Source organism: Mycobacterium sp. 050272 (assembly GCF_039023525.1).
Taxonomy (GTDB): domain Bacteria; phylum Actinomycetota; class Actinomycetes; order Mycobacteriales; family Mycobacteriaceae; genus Mycobacterium.
Genome location: NZ_JBCHKV010000008.1, coordinates 149,017 through 164,250, shown reverse-complemented (window position 1 = coordinate 164,250; position 15,234 = coordinate 149,017). Strand labels below are relative to the sequence as shown.

Annotated in this window: 16 protein-coding genes; 12 read left to right on the top strand and 4 right to left on the bottom strand. The window is 69.0% G+C overall.

Features of this window, described 5'->3' with window-relative positions; translation table 11 throughout:
- Positions 1 to 55: 55 nt before the first annotated feature.
- Both AAHS21_RS17505 and AAHS21_RS17500 read right to left on the bottom strand, forming a co-directional pair.
- Entirely contained in the window at positions 56 to 1,027 is a 972-nt protein-coding gene (locus tag AAHS21_RS17505; RefSeq protein WP_342928859.1) for a hypothetical protein, read from the bottom strand.
- A gap of 49 nt (positions 1,028 to 1,076) precedes the next feature.
- Positions 1,077 to 2,105: a hypothetical protein gene (locus tag AAHS21_RS17500; RefSeq protein ID WP_342928858.1), complete on the bottom strand. Its 1,029-nt coding sequence runs from the start codon at positions 2,103 to 2,105 to the stop codon at positions 1,077 to 1,079.
- A 193-nt stretch (positions 2,106 to 2,298) separates the two neighbouring features.
- Between AAHS21_RS17500 and AAHS21_RS17495 the strand changes: the two genes are divergently transcribed.
- Both AAHS21_RS17495 and AAHS21_RS17490 read left to right on the top strand, forming a co-directional pair.
- Positions 2,299 to 3,657: a replication-associated recombination protein A gene (locus AAHS21_RS17495; protein ID WP_342928857.1), complete on the top strand. Its 1,359-nt coding sequence runs from the start codon at positions 2,299 to 2,301 to the stop codon at positions 3,655 to 3,657.
- Positions 3,654 to 3,989, top strand: a complete 336-nt coding sequence (locus AAHS21_RS17490; protein ID WP_342928856.1) for a hypothetical protein — start codon at positions 3,654 to 3,656, stop codon at positions 3,987 to 3,989. Before AAHS21_RS17495 ends, AAHS21_RS17490 begins: the two co-directional genes overlap by 4 nt.
- Before the next feature lie 32 nt (positions 3,990 to 4,021).
- Here the strand turns inward: AAHS21_RS17490 and AAHS21_RS17485 are convergent, their stop codons facing one another.
- On the bottom strand, positions 4,022 to 4,645 hold the full coding sequence (locus AAHS21_RS17485; RefSeq protein ID WP_342928855.1) for a hypothetical protein: 624 nt from the start codon (positions 4,643 to 4,645) through the stop codon (positions 4,022 to 4,024).
- A 202-nt stretch (positions 4,646 to 4,847) separates the two neighbouring features.
- Here AAHS21_RS17485 and AAHS21_RS17480 point away from each other — a divergent pair, with 202 nt between their 5' ends.
- The 10 genes from AAHS21_RS17480 (at position 4,848) to aroQ (ending at position 14,472) form a co-directional block, all read left to right on the top strand.
- Positions 4,848 to 5,237, top strand: a complete 390-nt coding sequence (locus AAHS21_RS17480) for a secondary thiamine-phosphate synthase enzyme YjbQ (protein ID WP_342928963.1) — start codon at positions 4,848 to 4,850, stop codon at positions 5,235 to 5,237.
- Between the two features lie 87 nt (positions 5,238 to 5,324).
- Positions 5,325 to 8,036: an alanine--tRNA ligase gene (gene alaS / locus AAHS21_RS17475; protein ID WP_342928854.1), complete on the top strand. Its 2,712-nt coding sequence runs from the start codon at positions 5,325 to 5,327 to the stop codon at positions 8,034 to 8,036.
- Entirely contained in the window at positions 8,037 to 8,552 is a 516-nt protein-coding gene (ruvX, locus tag AAHS21_RS17470) for a Holliday junction resolvase RuvX (RefSeq protein WP_342928853.1), read from the top strand. It abuts the gene before it with no gap.
- Positions 8,542 to 9,789 carry an endolytic transglycosylase MltG gene (locus AAHS21_RS17465; RefSeq protein ID WP_342928852.1) on the top strand — a complete coding sequence of 416 codons (1,248 nt, stop codon included), beginning with the start codon at positions 8,542 to 8,544 and terminating at the stop codon, positions 9,787 to 9,789. Before ruvX ends, AAHS21_RS17465 begins: the two co-directional genes overlap by 11 nt.
- On the top strand, positions 9,764 to 10,594 hold the full coding sequence (locus AAHS21_RS17460) for a shikimate dehydrogenase (RefSeq protein WP_342928851.1): 831 nt from the start codon (positions 9,764 to 9,766) through the stop codon (positions 10,592 to 10,594). The genes AAHS21_RS17465 and AAHS21_RS17460 overlap by 26 nt, the downstream gene beginning before the upstream one ends.
- A gap of 37 nt (positions 10,595 to 10,631) precedes the next feature.
- A complete protein-coding gene (locus tag AAHS21_RS17455; RefSeq protein WP_342928962.1) occupies positions 10,632 to 11,021 on the top strand; it encodes an A24 family peptidase in 390 nt (129 codons plus the stop codon).
- Positions 11,022 to 11,176: 155 nt separating this feature from the next.
- Positions 11,177 to 12,388 (top strand): chorismate synthase, encoded by a 1,212-nt coding sequence (gene aroC / locus AAHS21_RS17450; RefSeq protein ID WP_342928961.1) that lies wholly within the window; start codon positions 11,177 to 11,179, stop codon positions 12,386 to 12,388.
- Positions 12,389 to 12,395: 7 nt separating this feature from the next.
- Positions 12,396 to 12,959 (top strand): shikimate kinase, encoded by a 564-nt coding sequence (locus AAHS21_RS17445; protein WP_342928850.1) that lies wholly within the window; start codon positions 12,396 to 12,398, stop codon positions 12,957 to 12,959.
- On the top strand, positions 12,956 to 14,044 hold the full coding sequence (gene aroB, locus AAHS21_RS17440; RefSeq protein WP_342928849.1) for a 3-dehydroquinate synthase: 1,089 nt from the start codon (positions 12,956 to 12,958) through the stop codon (positions 14,042 to 14,044). The genes AAHS21_RS17445 and aroB overlap by 4 nt, the downstream gene beginning before the upstream one ends.
- Positions 14,032 to 14,472, top strand: coding sequence for a type II 3-dehydroquinate dehydratase (gene aroQ, locus AAHS21_RS17435; RefSeq protein ID WP_342928848.1), 441 nt, complete (start codon positions 14,032 to 14,034; stop codon positions 14,470 to 14,472). The genes aroB and aroQ overlap by 13 nt, the downstream gene beginning before the upstream one ends.
- Here the strand turns inward: aroQ and AAHS21_RS17430 are convergent.
- Positions 14,469 to 15,206 (bottom strand): B-4DMT family transporter, encoded by a 738-nt coding sequence (locus tag AAHS21_RS17430; protein ID WP_342928847.1) that lies wholly within the window; start codon positions 15,204 to 15,206, stop codon positions 14,469 to 14,471. The genes aroQ and AAHS21_RS17430 overlap by 4 nt on opposite strands.
- Positions 15,207 to 15,234: the final 28 nt, after the last annotated feature.

The following is a 15,234-nucleotide window of genomic DNA, read 5'->3' as shown; positions in this document are numbered from 1 at the left end:
TCATCACAAGGGCCGCAGCGCCGCAGCGCGCCACGACCGTGCGGAGCCGGGTCGGCTACGCGGACAGCGGCCCCGGTGGCGGGCCGGCGGGCGGTCCGGGCTGGTAGCCGGGCTGCTGCACCGGCACCACCTGACCACCCGAAAGCTTGCGGTAGGAGTACGTCAGGATGAGCGCCACGAGCGGGGCGGCCACCACGAGGCCGACACCGCACAACAGCGCACCGACGATAATCGTGGCCATCGTCACCAACCACACCAGCAGGGCGTTGAGGAAATTCGAGGCGACCAACGAGAAGCCCGAGGCGAACCCCTTGAAGGCGTTCTCCCCGCGATCGACCACGAACAGAATGATGAACTGGGTGAAGATCCCCACGATGATGCCGGGCAGGAAGCACGCGGCATAGCCGACCGAAGTGACGATGCTGACCAGGATCGCGGCGAGAAACGCCATGCCGAGGTTGCGTGGCTTGAAGAACGATCCGATGCTCACCGGCCGGCCGTCCGCGAGGTCGAGGCATCCGGAGAAGAACGCGGCCTGGGCATACGCGGTCACAATCAGGGAGACGACGTAGCCGAGCCCGGCGACGGCCATACCGGTGGGACTGAGATTCGCCGCGAACGCGAAGTCGTAGTCGGAGGAATCGTATGGGGTCACGTTCGAGCTCATGTTCTGGCCCACAAAGTTCAGCGCGGACGACGCGGCGAACAGCAGACCGAAAACCAGGGTGGGAACGATCAGCGCGACGGCGTTCTTGGTGAACGTGTTCCAGGCCCAGCTGAAGGCGTCACCCACGCTGAATTGCGGCTTGGCCGGGCCGCCGTAGCCCGGGGGCGGTCCGTAGCCGGGAGGAGGCGCGCCGTACCCGGGGGGTGCGCCGTAGCCGGGCGGCGGTGCGCCGTAGCCGGGAGGTGGGGCGCCGTAGCCGGGCGGGGGCGCGCTTCCGGGAGGTGGGCCGTAGCCCGGAGGAGTGGGGCTGCCGCCGAGAGGTTCGGCGGAATCGCCTGGGTGTTCGGGGGGCTGGCTCATGTTGTCGTCCTAACGTGCACGCGCGGAACTTGGATTGGACTTTGCCTGCCTAGGCGAGCTGTTGTCCGGGTGGGGGCCCGGTGGGCGGTCCCGCCGGGTAACCGGGCTGCGCCAGCTCAACGACCTGACCGCCGGAAAGCTTGCGGTAGGTGTAGACCTGGATGAGCGCGGCGACCGGGATGGCCGCGATCATGCCCACCCCGCACAGCAGCTCGCCGACCAGCACCACCGCGTACTGCACCAGCCACGACAGCAGCGCAGGGACGAGGTTGGCCCGCGTCGTCGCGATGCTGGCCTTGATGGATTCCACCGGTGACAGCGATCGGTCGACGACGAACGGGATGGCGAACAAGGTGACGAACGCAAAGACGATGCCGGGGATGATGCACAGGATTGATCCGACCACGGTGCCGAGCGCGATCAGCAACGCGACGACGAACACGGCACCGACATTGCGTGGTTTGAAGAACGTGCCGATCGTCACCGGCTTGCCGTCGGCGATGTCCAGGCAGCCGGTCGTCACTCCCGCGTGCATGTAGATCGCGGCGATGAACAGCAGCACGTAGCCGACGACCATGACCGCGATGGACGCCGGGCCGTATGCGATGTCCACGCCGCTGGTCGTCTCGCCGTAGCTGTCGGTGTAGGTGGTGCTCGTGCTCTCACCGAAAACCATCGGCAGCAGCGCGGCGATCAGGGCGAAGATGGTGATCACCGCGACGTAGATCAAGACCGGAACGACCAGTGTGGCGACGTTCTGCTGGAACTTGCCCCACGCCCACTTGAACGCCTGGGCGACGTCGAACTGCGGGGACGCCGGATTCCCGTAGCCGCCGAAACCGGGCGGCGGCGGGTAGCCCGACGGCGGTGCCCCGTAGCCGGGTGGCGGGGGAGGGGGCGCTCCGTAGCCGGGAGGTGGCGCTGCGTAGCCGGCAGGCGGCTGACCGTAGCCCGGCGGCGGCGGCGGGGCGCCATAGCCCGGCGCGGCGTGCTGGGGTGGTGGCGCGTAACCCGGGGGGTTCTGGTCGCCAGCGAAGGGTTCGGCCGGGTCGCCTGACTGTTCAGGGGGCTGGCTCATTTGCCGTCCTAATTTGCTGTTGGAATAGCTTGCTGGGCACGCGCGCGGAACTAGGCAACCCGGAACTTAGCAAATATGCGGCGGGGGAGCGAGGATTGGGCTTCGGATGTTTCGGGGCTTGTTTCGGAGCCCCTTGCCGGGGTCTGTTTCGGATCCCAGCGGCCAATACGCGTACCTGTCCCAGCTGCGTGGTATGCCTGAAGCCGTGTCCGACGGTCTGTTTGACCTGCCCGGCGAATCGCGGACGGCCAACGACGCCCTGAGCGTGTCGGCCGGCGCGCCGCTGGCGGTGCGGATGCGCCCGGCATCGCTGGACGAAGTCGTCGGGCAGGACCACTTATTGGCGCCCGGCTCGCCGCTGCGCCGCCTGGTCGAGGGCTCGGGGGTGGCCTCGGCCATCTTGTACGGGCCGCCGGGCAGCGGCAAGACGACGTTGGCGGCGCTGGTCTCGCGCGCGACCGGCCGCCGATTCGAAGCGCTGTCGGCGTTGTCGGCGGGGGTCAAGGACGTCCGGGCGGTCATCGACAGCGCACGCAAGGCCCTCCTTTCCGGTGAGCAGACGGTGCTGTTCATCGACGAGGTGCACCGATTCTCCAAAACCCAGCAGGACGCGTTGCTGTCCGCCGTGGAGAACCGGGTGGTGTTGCTGGTGGCGGCGACGACCGAGAACCCGTCGTTCTCGGTGGTGGCGCCGCTGCTGTCGCGATCGCTGATCTTGCAGCTGCGCCCGCTGACGGCCGACGACATCCGGACCGTGGTGCAGCGCGCCATCGACGATCCGCGGGGGCTGGGCGGCCAGATCGGCGTGCAGCCCGACGCCGTCGACCTGCTGGTGCAATTGGCCGCCGGAGACGCCCGCCGCGCGCTGACCGCGCTGGAAGTCGCCTCGGAAACGGTCGAGGCGGGCGGCGAGCTGACGGTGGCGGCCGTCGAGCAGTCACTGGACAAAGCCGCCGTGCGCTACGACCGTGACGGCGATCAGCACTACGACGTCATCAGCGCGTTCATCAAATCGGTGCGTGGCTCCGATGTCGACGCGGCGCTGCACTATCTGGCCCGCATGCTGGTCGCGGGAGAGGACCCGCGGTTCGTCGCGCGCCGGCTGATGATCCTGGCCAGCGAGGACATCGGGATGGCCGATCCGACGGCGCTGCAGATCGCGGTCGCCGCCGCACAGACCGTGGCGCTGATCGGCATGCCCGAGGCGCAACTGACGTTGGCGCACGCCACTATTCACCTGGCCACCGCCCCGAAGTCGAACGCGGTGACCACCGCACTGGCCGCGGCGATGAACGACATCAAGGCCGGCAAGGCGGGTCTGGTTCCGGCGCATCTGCGCGACGGTCACTACTCGGGAGCGGCCGCGCTGGGCAACGCGCAGGGCTACAAATACGCGCACGACCACCCGGATGGTGTTGTCGCGCAACAATATCCGCCGGACGAGCTGACCGGCGTCGACTATTACCGGCCCACCGGGCGCGGCGTCGAACGTGAGATCGGCGGACGGCTGGAACGGTTGCGCGCGATCATCCGCAAGAAGGGACGGCCATGAAAACCTTCACCGACGAGGAGATGGGCCAACTCCTGCCTTCCGCGAGGACCTACAGCGTCGTCATCCTCGAGCAAGGCCCGAATTTCGACGACGTTACGACCCCGGCGATCGTGTGGGAGCACGGCCGGCGCAATTTTGGGTTGCGCGACGACGGAGTGCTGGCGGTGGTGCTGCCGGTCACCGACTCTTCCGCTGTCTGCGGCATCGGGGTGTTCGATGCAACGGTCGAGGAGACCGTCGCGATGATGAACGACGACCCGGGGGTGGCGGCCGGCGTCTTCACCTATCAGGTGCATCCTAGCCGCGGATTCCCCGGCGACTCGCTGCCCTGAGCTGTTGCCAGCCGCTCGGCGAACGGCCGCCCTCAGACCAGGTCGGCCACTTTCACGTTGGCGATCGCCAGCTCGAACTCGGCCACGTCGACGATCTCGGCGCCCAGGTCGCGGGCTCGCCGGCTGCGCAGCTCGCTGGCCGCGTCGCTGTTGCGGGCCATCGCCTCGGGGCTGTCGAACGTCGTGCACAACACCGCCCGCCGGCAGGTGGGGTGGTCGACCAGCAGGCTGGCGTTGCAGAAACCCTCGAGGTCCTCCATCTCCGGAACGACGACCAATTGGTAGAAGTCGAGGGAGCGCTCGAGCTGGTCGGGCACGATCTTGACCCAGGTGGCCCGCACCGCGGCACCCTCGTGCGACGGCTGGCGACGGTTCAGGAAGGCCACGCTCCATTCCTGCACGCTCGCGCTGCCGTCGAACATCAACGCGATGTGGTCGCGGATGATGGCCACCCGCTCGGCGCTGGCGCGCATCTCCCGGATGCTCTCCCATGAGCTGGTGGCGATGCAGCGGCCGGATTGCCGATCGACCAACAGCGAAAGGCCGACACAACCCTCAAGCTCCTCCATGGCGGGCACCACGACCTCGCGACAATGCGCGATTCCGGCGTCGATCGACTCGGGTTGTCCCTCGATGGTGAAAGAACGTGCGAACACGGATGGACCCCTAACTTCCTCGGGGCAACGCCCCCTGCGTTGCGTCGCCAACGGCCCCCGGCAAATAACCTTCCTCCTCCCCGCTACCGCTGGCAATGGCTTCCCGCAGTGTTCTCGCCGTGTTCTCCGGCTGTGGCCGCGCTCACAAACGATTGGCTGGTCAGCGTGGTCGCGCCGTACGCTTGATCGGATGCAGACGGATGTGCTCGAGGTGGACACCAGCAGTCGTCGCATCGTGGACCTGACCGATGCGGTGCGCAGGTTCTGCTTCTCCTATGGCGACGGTCTGTGCAACGTGTTCGTCCCGCACGCGACGGCCGGCGTGGCGATCATCGAAACCGGCGCCGGATCCGACGACGACCTGGTCGACACCCTGGAACGGCTGTTGCCCCGCGACGACCGCTACCGGCACGCGCACGGCTCGGCCGGACACGGTGCCGACCACGTGCTGCCGGCGATCGTCGCGCCGTCGGTGACGCTGCCGGTCGCGGCCGGCGAGCCGCAGCTGGGCACCTGGCAAAGCGTCGTCTTGGTCGACCTCAACCGGGACAACCCGCGCCGCTCGGTGCGGTTGAGCTTTCTGGAGGGTTAGCTACCGGGTAGGGGACGGCGCCGGGACCGGTACTGTGAGCGGTCGAAACGCGTCGTTGGACAGCTGATAGGAAGAAGCGGAAAACAAGTGCAGACACACGAGATCAGGAAGCGATTTCTTGATCACTTCGTGAAGGCGGGCCACACCGAGGTGCCGAGCGCATCGGTGATCCTCGACGACCCCAACCTGCTGTTCGTCAACGCCGGCATGGTCCAGTTCGTGCCGTTCTTCCTGGGTGCGCGCACCCCGCCGTACGCGACGGCCACCAGCATCCAGAAGTGCATCCGCACGCCGGATATCGACGAGGTGGGCATCACCACCCGGCACAACACCTTCTTCCAGATGGCCGGCAATTTCTCGTTCGGCGACTACTTCAAGCGCGAGGCCATCGAGCTGGCCTGGTCCTTGCTGACCACGTCCGTCGCTGACGGCGGTTACGGCTTGGACCCCGAAAAGATCTGGACCACAGTCTTTTTCGACGATGACGAGGCCATGCAGCTGTGGCAGGAGATCGCCGGGCTGCCCGCGGAGCGGATCCAGCGACGCGGCATGGCGGACAACTACTGGTCGATGGGCATCCCCGGACCATGTGGCCCGTCGTCGGAGATCTACTACGACCGTGGCCCGGAATTCGGCGTCGAGGGCGGCCCGATCGCCAACGAGGACCGCTACATCGAGATCTGGAATCTCGTGTTCATGCAGAACGAGCGCGGCGAGGGAACCGGCAAGGAAGACTTCGAGATCCTTGGACCGTTGCCGCGCAAGAACATTGACACCGGCATGGGTGTGGAGCGGGTCGCGTTCATCCTGCAGGGCGTGCACAACGTGTACGAGACCGACCTGTTGCGCCCGGTCATCGACATGGTGGCAGCGCGCGCCCCGCGCGGCTACGACGCCGGTCACCACGACGACGACGTGCGCTACCGCGTGATCGCCGACCACAGCCGCACCGCCGCGATCCTGATCGGCGACGGCGTGAGCCCGGGCAACGACGGCCGCGGCTACGTACTGCGCCGGCTGCTGCGCAGGGTGATCCGCTCGGCCAAGCTGCTGGGCATCGACGGCCCGATCGTCGGCGACCTGATGACCACGGTGCGCGACGCGATGGGCCCGTCCTATCCCGAACTCGTCGCCGATTTCGACCGGATCAAGCGCATCGCCGTCGCCGAGGAAACCGCGTTCAACAGAACCCTGGCGTCGGGCTCGAAGCTGTTCGACGACGTGGCCGGCGCCACCAAAGCTGCCGGGGCCAAAGTTGTTTCCGGTTCGGACGCCTTCACCCTGCACGACACCTACGGCTTCCCGATCGAGCTCACCCTCGAGATGGCGTCGGAGGCCGGCCTGCAGGTCGACGAACTCGGCTTCCGGGAGCTGATGGCCGAGCAGCGCCGCCGCGCCAAGGCCGACGCCGCCGCCCGCAAACACGCGCACGCCGACCTGACCGCGTACCGCGAGCTGGTCGACGCCGGCCCGACGGAGTTCACCGGCTTCGACGAGTTGAGCTCGCAGGCAAGAATTTTGGGCATCTTCGTCGACGGCAAGCGGGTCCCGGTGGTCGCGCACGGCGGGCAGGGCGCCGAGCCGGCCGATCGAGTCGAGCTGATCCTGGACCGCACGCCGCTGTACGCGGAATCCGGTGGCCAGATCGCCGACGAGGGGACCATCAGCGGAACCGGAGCCGGCGAGAGCGCCCGGGCGGCGGTCACCGATGTGCAGAAAATTGCCAAAACCCTTTGGGTGCATCGGGTTAACGTCGAGTCCGGTGAGTTCGTCGAGGGCGACACTGTGATCGCGGCGGTGGACGCCGGCTGGCGCAAGGGCGCTACCCAGGGCCACTCGGGCACCCACATGGTGCACGCCGCACTACGACAAGTATTGGGCCCCAACGCCGTTCAGGCTGGATCACTGAACCGTCCGGGCTACCTGCGCTTCGACTTCAACTGGCAGGGGGCGCTGACCGACGAACAGCGCAGCCAGATCGAAGAAGTCACCAACGAGGCCGTGCAGGCCGACTTCGAGGTGCACACCTTCAACGAATCGCTGGAGAAGGCCAAGGCGATGGGCGCGATGGCGCTGTTCGGCGAGGCCTACCCCGACGAAGTGCGGGTGGTGGAGATCGGCGGCCCGTTCTCGCTGGAGCTGTGCGGTGGAACCCACGTGCACAACTCGGCGCAGATCGGCCCCGTGACGATCCTCGGCGAGTCGTCGATCGGCTCGGGGGTGCGCCGGGTGGAGGCCTACGTGGGGCTGGAGTCGTTCCGGCACCTGGCCAAGGAGCGGGCGCTGATGGCGGGGCTGGCGTCTTCGCTGAAGGTGCCCTCGGAGGAAGTGCCCGCCCGGGTGGCCACCCTTGTCGAGCGGCTCAAGGCCGCCGAGAAGGAACTCGAACGCGCCCGGCTGGCCGCTGCGTTGGCCGCGGCGGTCAATGCCGCGGCCGGCGCGGAGCGGATCGGTAACGTCCGTGTGGTGGCGCAGCGGATGGCGGGCGGGATGACGGCGGCCGATCTGCGTTCCCTCGTCGGTGACATCAAGGGCAAGCTGGGCAGCGATCCCGCGGTGGTCGCGCTGATCGCCGAAGGCGAGAACGAAACGGTGCCCTACGCCGTCGCCGCCAATCCGGCCGCCCAAGATCTTGGGCTGCGCGCCAACGACCTGGTCAAACAGCTCGCGATGGCCGTCGACGGCCGCGGCGGCGGCAAGCCCGACCTGGCGCAGGGCTCCGGGAAGAACCCGACCGGCATTGACGCGGCGCTGGAAGCCGTCCGCTCCGAGATCGCCGTGATAGCGCAGGTCGGTTGAGTGGCATTGGCAGAGCATCGGTTGCCCGACCGGCCCGGCGACCCTAACCAGGACCCCGGGCGGGGCCGGCGGCTCGGCGTCGACGTGGGCAGTGTGCGCATCGGCGTGGCCGCCAGCGATCCCGACGGCATCCTGGCCACACCGCTGGAGACCGTGCGCCGGGACCGTTCCGGCAAGCACGTCCGACGGCTGGCCGAACTCGTCCGCGAGCTGGAAGCCGTCGAGGTCGTCGTCGGGTTGCCCCGGACGCTGGCCGACCGCACCGGGCCGTCGGCGCTCGACGCGATCGAGATGGCCGAGGCGCTGGGACAGCGAGTGGCGCCCACGCCGGTCCGGCTTGCCGACGAGCGACTGACCACCGTCAGCGCGCAGCGTGCCCTGCGTGAGGCGGGAGTGCGGGCCAAGGAGCAGCGGGCGGTGATCGACCAGGCGGCGGCCGTCGCGATCCTGCAGAGCTGGCTCGATCAGCGCCGGGCGACGCTGGCCCAGTCGGGGGATGTCATCGATGGTCGATAGCGCACGCGACGAACGGGCCGAGCCGGCCGCGGTCGGCCCACCCCGGCAGCGGATGAGCCGGATGGCCCGCATCCAGGCCGAGCGCGGCCGTCGACGCCGCCGCTTCACCGGGCGCATCGTGCTGGGCGTGCTCGTCGTGATCGTGGTGGCCGCGGTGTTTGTCGGCTCCAAAATGTGGCACACGATGTTCGGCGCCGGCGACGACTACAGCGGAGACGGCAAGCGCGACATCGTGATTCAGATACAGGCCGGCGACTCGACGACGATGGTCGGCGAGACGCTGCACAACCAGGGTGTGATCAAGACGGTCCGAGCGTTCATCAACGCCGCGCACGGCAACGCCGCGATCAACTCGATCCAGCCGGGCTTCTACCGGCTGCGCACCGAAATCCCGGCCGATTCGGCCGTCGCGCGGCTGACCGACCCCGGCAACCGGGTGGGCAAGCTGGTCATTCCGGAAGGGCGTCAGCTCGACGACACCACCGACATGAAGACCAACAAGGTCAACCCGGGAATCCTGACGCTGATCTCCCGCGCCAGCTGCGTGGACCTCGACGGCAACACGCACTGCGTCTCGGTGCAGGACCTGCGCGCGGCGGCGGGCAACACCCCGCCCAACGTGTTGTCGGTGCCGGCCTGGGCGATTCAGCCGGTCACCGAGCTGGGCACCGACCACCGCCGCCTCGAGGGCCTGATCGCGCCGGGAACCTTCAACGTCGATCCGTCGGCCTCCCCGCAGAACATCCTGGCCAACCTGATCAGCGCGGGAGCCGCGACGTACATGCAGTCCGGCCTGGTGGACAGCGCACAGGCCATGAAGCTGTCGCCCTACGACATCCTCGTGGTGGCCTCGCTGGTGCAGCAGGAATCCAACTCGCAGGACTTCGCGAAGGTGGCGCAGGTCATCTACAACCGGCTGAACGCCCACCACACACTGGAATTCGACTCGACGGTGAACTATCCGCTGGACCGCCGCGAGGTGGCTACCAGCGATGCCGACCGGGCGCAGAAGACGCCCTGGAACACCTACGTCTCACCCGGTCTGCCCGCCACGGCGATCTGCTCGCCCGGCATCGACGCGCTGCGCGCCGCCGAGCACCCCGAGCCGGGTGACTGGTTGTACTTCGTCACGATCGACGCCCAGGGGACCACGCTGTTCACCAAGGACTACAAGCAGCATTTGGCCAACATCGAGCTGGCTAAGCACAACGGTGTCCTCGACAGCACGCCCCGCTAGCGCGGGCCCGAGAAAAGCGGCCGTCCTCGGGTCGCCGATCGCCCATTCCAAATCCCCGCAACTGCACCTGGCCGCCTATCGCGCGCTGGGCCTGGACGGCTGGACCTACGAGCGCATCGAGTGCGGCGCCGAGGAGCTGCCGGGCGTCGTCGGCGGGTTCGGGCCGGAATGGGTCGGCGTGTCGGTGACCGCGCCGGGCAAGTTCGCCGCGCTGGGATTCGCCGACGAGCGCACCGAACGCGCCGAGCAGGTGGGGTCGGCCAACACCCTGGTGCGCACGCCGCAGGGCTGGCGGGCCGACAACACCGACATCGACGGCGTCAGTGGCGCGATCGGCTCGGCCTCGGGATGGGCGCTGGTCTGTGGATCGGGTGGCACCGCGCCGGCGGCCGTCGTGGGCTTGGCGCAGCTCGGCGTCAGCGGCATCACGGTGGTGGCGCGTAACCCGCAGAAGGCGGCCCGGCTGGTGGAACTCGGAACGCGCATCGGCGTGCCGACCCGGTTCTGCGGGCTGGGTGAGGACGCGTTGAGCGACGAGGTGGCGACCGCGGAGGTGCTGGTCAGCACGATCCCGGCCGACGTGGCATCGCGGTATGCCGGTGCTTTCGCGCCGATTCCGGTGCTGCTGGACGCCGTCTACGACCCCTGGCCCACCCCGCTGGCCGCCGCGGTGGCCGACGCGGGCGGGCGGGTGATCAACGGCCTGCAGATGCTGCTGCACCAGGCCTTCGCGCAGGTGGAACAGTTCACCGGACTGCCCGCCCCCCGCGAAGCGATGACTTGCGCGCTGGCCGCCCTGGACTAGCGTCCCGCGGGTGCGGGCAACGGCGGCGGTGGTGGTGATGATGTGGCTGCTCCTGCTGAGCTGCTATGACCTTCGGCACCGCCGGTTGCCCAACCTGCTGACGCTGCCCGGGGCCGGTGTGATCCTGGTGGCCGCCGGTTGTGCCGGCCGTGGATTGCCCGCGCTGGCCGGGGCCGCGGCATTGACCGGGCTGTATCTGCTGGTGCACCTGATCGCGCCGGCCGGGATGGGAGCCGGCGACGTGAAGCTGGCGATCGGCGTGGGCGGGCTGGCCGGCTGCTTCGGCGTCGCGGTGTGGTTTGTGGCCGCTTTGGCCGCACCGCTGCTGACCGCCGCAGTGGGCGCGGCATTGCACGGCGCCGTGCCGCACGGTCCGTCGATGTGCCTGGCCACCGCGGCCGCGGCAGGATTGGCCCTGCTCGGCTGAGTACTTAGGTGCGGCCCGAGTGTGCGTCCACGGCGTCAGGTGTGCGTCCAGCGTGGCAAAAGCACGCAAAACCCGCCCTGGACGCACCCGCGAAGCCCAGGATGCACGCGGCACCGTGGCGAAACCGGGCCGCGCATCATGGGAGAATGGGACCCGTGTTGCGTTGGATCACCGCGGGGGAGTCCCATGGCCGCGCGTTGGTAGCCGTGGTCGAAGGCATGGTCGCGGGCGTGGAGATCACCTCCACCGAAATCGGCGACCAGTTGGCCCGTCGCCGCCTCGGTTACGGCCGCGGCGCGCGCATGCAGTTCGAACGCGACCAGGTGACCGTGCTGGCCGGGGTGCGCCACGGCGTGACCCTGGGCGGTCCGATCGCCATCGAGATCGGCAACACCGAGTGGCCGAAGTGGGAAACCGTGATGGCCACCGACCCGGTCGACCCCGCTGAGCTCGCCGACATCGCACGCAACGCGCCGCTCACCCGGCCGCGGCCCGGGCATGCCGACTACGCCGGCATGCTCAAGTACGGCTTCGACGACGCCCGCCCGGTGCTGGAGCGTGCCAGCGCGCGGGAGACCGCCGCCCGTGTCGCGGCTGGAACCGTCGCCCGGTCGTTCCTGCGCCAGGCGCTCGGCGTCGAGGTGCTCTCGCACGTCATCGCGATCGGCCCGTCGCAGCCCTACGACGGGCCGCCGCCCGGCCCCGACGACCTGGCGGCGATCGACGCCAGCCCGGTGCGCGCCTTCGACAAGGCCGCCGAGCAGGCGATGATCGCCGAGATCGAGGCCGCCAAGAAGGACGGCGACACCCTGGGCGGGGTGGTGGAAGTCGTGGCGCTGGGCCTGCCGGTCGGGCTGGGCTCGTTCACCAGCGGCGACAACCGCCTGGACAGCCAGCTGGCCGCCGCCGTGATGGGCATCCAGGCGATCAAGGGTGTGGAGATCGGCGACGGCTTCCAGACCGCGCGACGCCGCGGCAGTCAGGCCCACGACGAGATGTACCCGGGGCCCGACGGCGTGATCCGCTCGACCAACCGGGCCGGCGGCCTGGAAGGCGGCATGACCAACGGGCAGGTGCTGCGGGTGCGGGCGGCGATGAAGCCGATCTCGACCGTGCCGCGGGCGCTGGCCACCGTCGACATGGCCACCGGTGACGAGGCCGTCGCCATCCACCAGCGCTCCGACGTGTGCGCGGTGCCCGCCGCCGGCGTCGTCGTCGAGACCATGGTGGCGCTGGTGCTGGCCCGGGCCGCGCTGGACAAGTTCGGCGGCGATTCGCTGGCCGAAACCCGGCGCAACATCAAGGCGTACCAACGCGCGGTCGCCGAGCACGAAACACCGGCCGCGCGCGCCGAGGCGTCCGGGTAGGCGCGCGGTGACCCCCAGGGCGGTACTCGTCGGATTGCCGGGCTCGGGCAAGTCGACCATCGGGCGCCGGCTGTCCAAGGCGATGGGCGTCGGCTACGTCGACACCGACGTGCTGATCGAGCAGCAGACCGGCCGCACCATCGCCGACATCTTCGCCACCGACGGGGAACAGGAATTCCGCCGCATCGAGGAGGAAGTGATACGCGCGGCGCTGGCCACCCACGACGGGGTCGTGTCGCTCGGCGGCGGTGCGGTCACCACGGCCGGGGTGTGCGATGCGCTCGCCGGCCACACCGTCATCTACCTGGAGATCGGCGCCCGCGAAGGGGTGCGACGCACCGGCGGCACCTCCGCGCGGCCCCTGCTGGCCGGCGGAAACCGCGCCGAGAAATACCGCGCCCTGATGGCGCAACGCATTCCGCTGTACCGGCGCGTCGCGACCATCCGGGTCGACACCAACCGCCGCAACCCCGGCGCGGTGGTGCGCTACATCATGTCGCGGCTGCCCCTGCAAACCACCCAACAGCCGGTCACACCCGGCACCCCGAACGCCAGCAAGGCAACCACATGACAGAACCCACCCCACCGGTCACCGTGCAGGTGGCCGTCGACCCGCCGTACCCGGTGGTGATCGGCACCGGATTGCTGACCGAGCTGGGCGAACTGCTCGGCGGCCGGCACCGGGTCGCTATCCTGCACCAACCGGTCCTGGCGCAGACCGCCGAGGCGATCCGCAGCCACCTGGCCGACCAGGGCGTCGACGCGCATCGCATCGAGATCCCCGACGCCGAGGCCGGCAAAGACCTGCCGGTCGTCGGATTCATCTGGGAAGTGTTGGGCCGCATCGGAATTGACCGCAAGGACGCGCTGGTCAGTCTCGGCGGCGGCGCGGCCACCGACGTCGCGGGCTTCGCGGCCGCCACCTGGCTGCGCGGCGTCTCGATCGTGCATGTGCCGACGACCTTGCTGGGCATGGTCGACGCGGCAGTGGGCGGCAAGACCGGCATCAACACCGAGGCGGGCAAGAACCTGGTCGGCGCCTTTCATCAGCCGCTCGCCGTTCTCGTCGACCTGGCCACCCTGGAAACCTTGCCGCACAACGAGATCGTGGCCGGAATGGCCGAAGTCGTGAAGGCCGGGTTCATCGCCGATCCGGTGATCCTCGACCTGATCGAGGCCGACCCGCAAGCCTCCCTTGACCCCAAGGGTGCCGTGATGCCGGAGCTGATCCGTCGCGCGATCGCGGTCAAGGCCGAGGTGGTCGCCGCCGACGAGAAAGAATCCGAGCTGCGCGAGATCCTGAACTATGGCCACACGTTGGGGCACGCCATCGAGCGCCGGGAGCGTTACCAGTGGCGGCACGGCGCCGCGGTGTCGGTGGGCCTGGTGTTCGCCGCCGAGCTCGCCCGGCTCACCGGCCGGCTCGACGACGAGACCGCCGCGCGTCATCGCGCCATCCTGACCTCGCTGGGCCTGCCGGTCAGCTATGACCCCGACGCGCTGCCCCAGTTGCTGGAATACATGGCCGGAGACAAGAAATCCCGGGCCGGCGTGCTGCGGTTCGTGGTTCTCGACGGGCTGGCCAAGCCGGGCCGGCTGGTGGGACCGGACCCGGGCCTGCTGGTGACGGCCTACGCGGGAGTGTGTGCGCCATGACAGTCAACGTTCTCAACGGCCCCAACCTGGGCCGGCTGGGCCGCCGCGAGCCCGAGGTCTACGGCGACACCACGCACGATCAGCTGGCCGCGCTCATCGAACGCGAGGCCACCGCGCTCGGGCTCAAAGCCGTTGTGCGGCAAAGCGATAGCGAAGCCGAATTGCTGGACTGGATACACGCGGCCGCCGATGCGGGAGAGCCGGTGATCCTCAATGCCGGCGGCCTGACCCACACCTCGGTGGCGTTGCGTGATGCCTGTGCCGAACTTCGGGCGCCGCTGATCGAGGTGCACATCTCCAATGTGCATGCGCGCGAGGAGTTTCGGCGTCACTCGTATCTGAGCCCGGTGGCGACCGGAGTGATCGTCGGGCTGGGCGTCGAAGGCTACCTGCTCGCGCTGCGCTACCTGGCGAAGGCTAGCGACTAGTCCTTCTTGCCCCACTGCGAACTCGGCCATTCCGATTCCGGGCCCGCGTGCTTCGGGTCGGATTCGGTGCGAATCACCTCGGTTTTGTCGTCGTCCGCACGGGTCGGAATCACCTCGGTTTTGGCCTCATCGGCACGAGTCGGGATCGTTTCGGTGGGCGCCTCGCGTTCGGCGGTGGCCACCGCCGAGGTCTGGGCCTGGGCTCCCGGGTGCTGCACCGGAACCTCGCCCGTCGGCGCCTCGTCGGCGCTGGCGGCAGCGAACACGTCGGTGTCCGCCCGCTCCTCGTCTGCTCCGGTGCCGCGGTCGGCCGGGGGATTGCGGTCGATCCGCCAGCGGCCGACGGCCACGCCGATGATGCCGGGCAGGAAGACGCACAGCGCGGTGAACGCCGCGAACGTCGTCACCTCGTTGATCAGGCCCCCGGTGTAGAGGCCCTTGTAGAACAGCGCGATGAGCCACGAGACGGCCCCGCTCACAATCCCGGCGAACAGCCCGGCCAGCAGCCAGGTCATCGCCAGATCCGCCCGGCGATCCGGATCCGCGTGGGCTTTCGCGTCGGCCCGGCCGTCCATCACCCCCCACACGCTCACGGCGATGACGAACAGAAGAAGCAGTACGACACTTACCAGCGCGGCCTGTGTCTGCCACGCGTTGATGATCGCCCCCTGAAACAACCGGACAACAACCATCAGCCCAGCGAACGCCAATCCACGCAGCATCCAGTTACTCATGGCCAATCAGCGTAGCGAGTACCGTCGT

Bases quoted from the DNA above. Each gene is read 5' to 3' on its own strand.
- AAHS21_RS17505 (WP_342928859.1), bottom strand. From the start codon at position 1,027: ATGAGCCAGCCCCCCGAACACCCAGGCGATTCCGCCGAACCTCTCGGC.
- AAHS21_RS17500 (WP_342928858.1), bottom strand. From the start codon at position 2,105: ATGAGCCAGCCCCCTGAACAGTCAGGCGACCCGGCCGAACCCTTCGCT.
- AAHS21_RS17495 (WP_342928857.1), top strand. From the start codon at position 2,299: ATGCCTGAAGCCGTGTCCGACGGTCTGTTTGACCTGCCCGGCGAATCG.
- AAHS21_RS17490 (WP_342928856.1), top strand. From the start codon at position 3,654: ATGAAAACCTTCACCGACGAGGAGATGGGCCAACTCCTGCCTTCCGCG.
- AAHS21_RS17465 (WP_342928852.1), top strand. From the start codon at position 8,542: ATGGTCGATAGCGCACGCGACGAACGGGCCGAGCCGGCCGCGGTCGGC.
- AAHS21_RS17455 (WP_342928962.1), top strand. From the start codon at position 10,632: ATGATGTGGCTGCTCCTGCTGAGCTGCTATGACCTTCGGCACCGCCGG.
- aroB (WP_342928849.1), top strand. From the start codon at position 12,956: ATGACAGAACCCACCCCACCGGTCACCGTGCAGGTGGCCGTCGACCCG.
- AAHS21_RS17430 (WP_342928847.1), bottom strand. From the start codon at position 15,206: ATGAGTAACTGGATGCTGCGTGGATTGGCGTTCGCTGGGCTGATGGTT.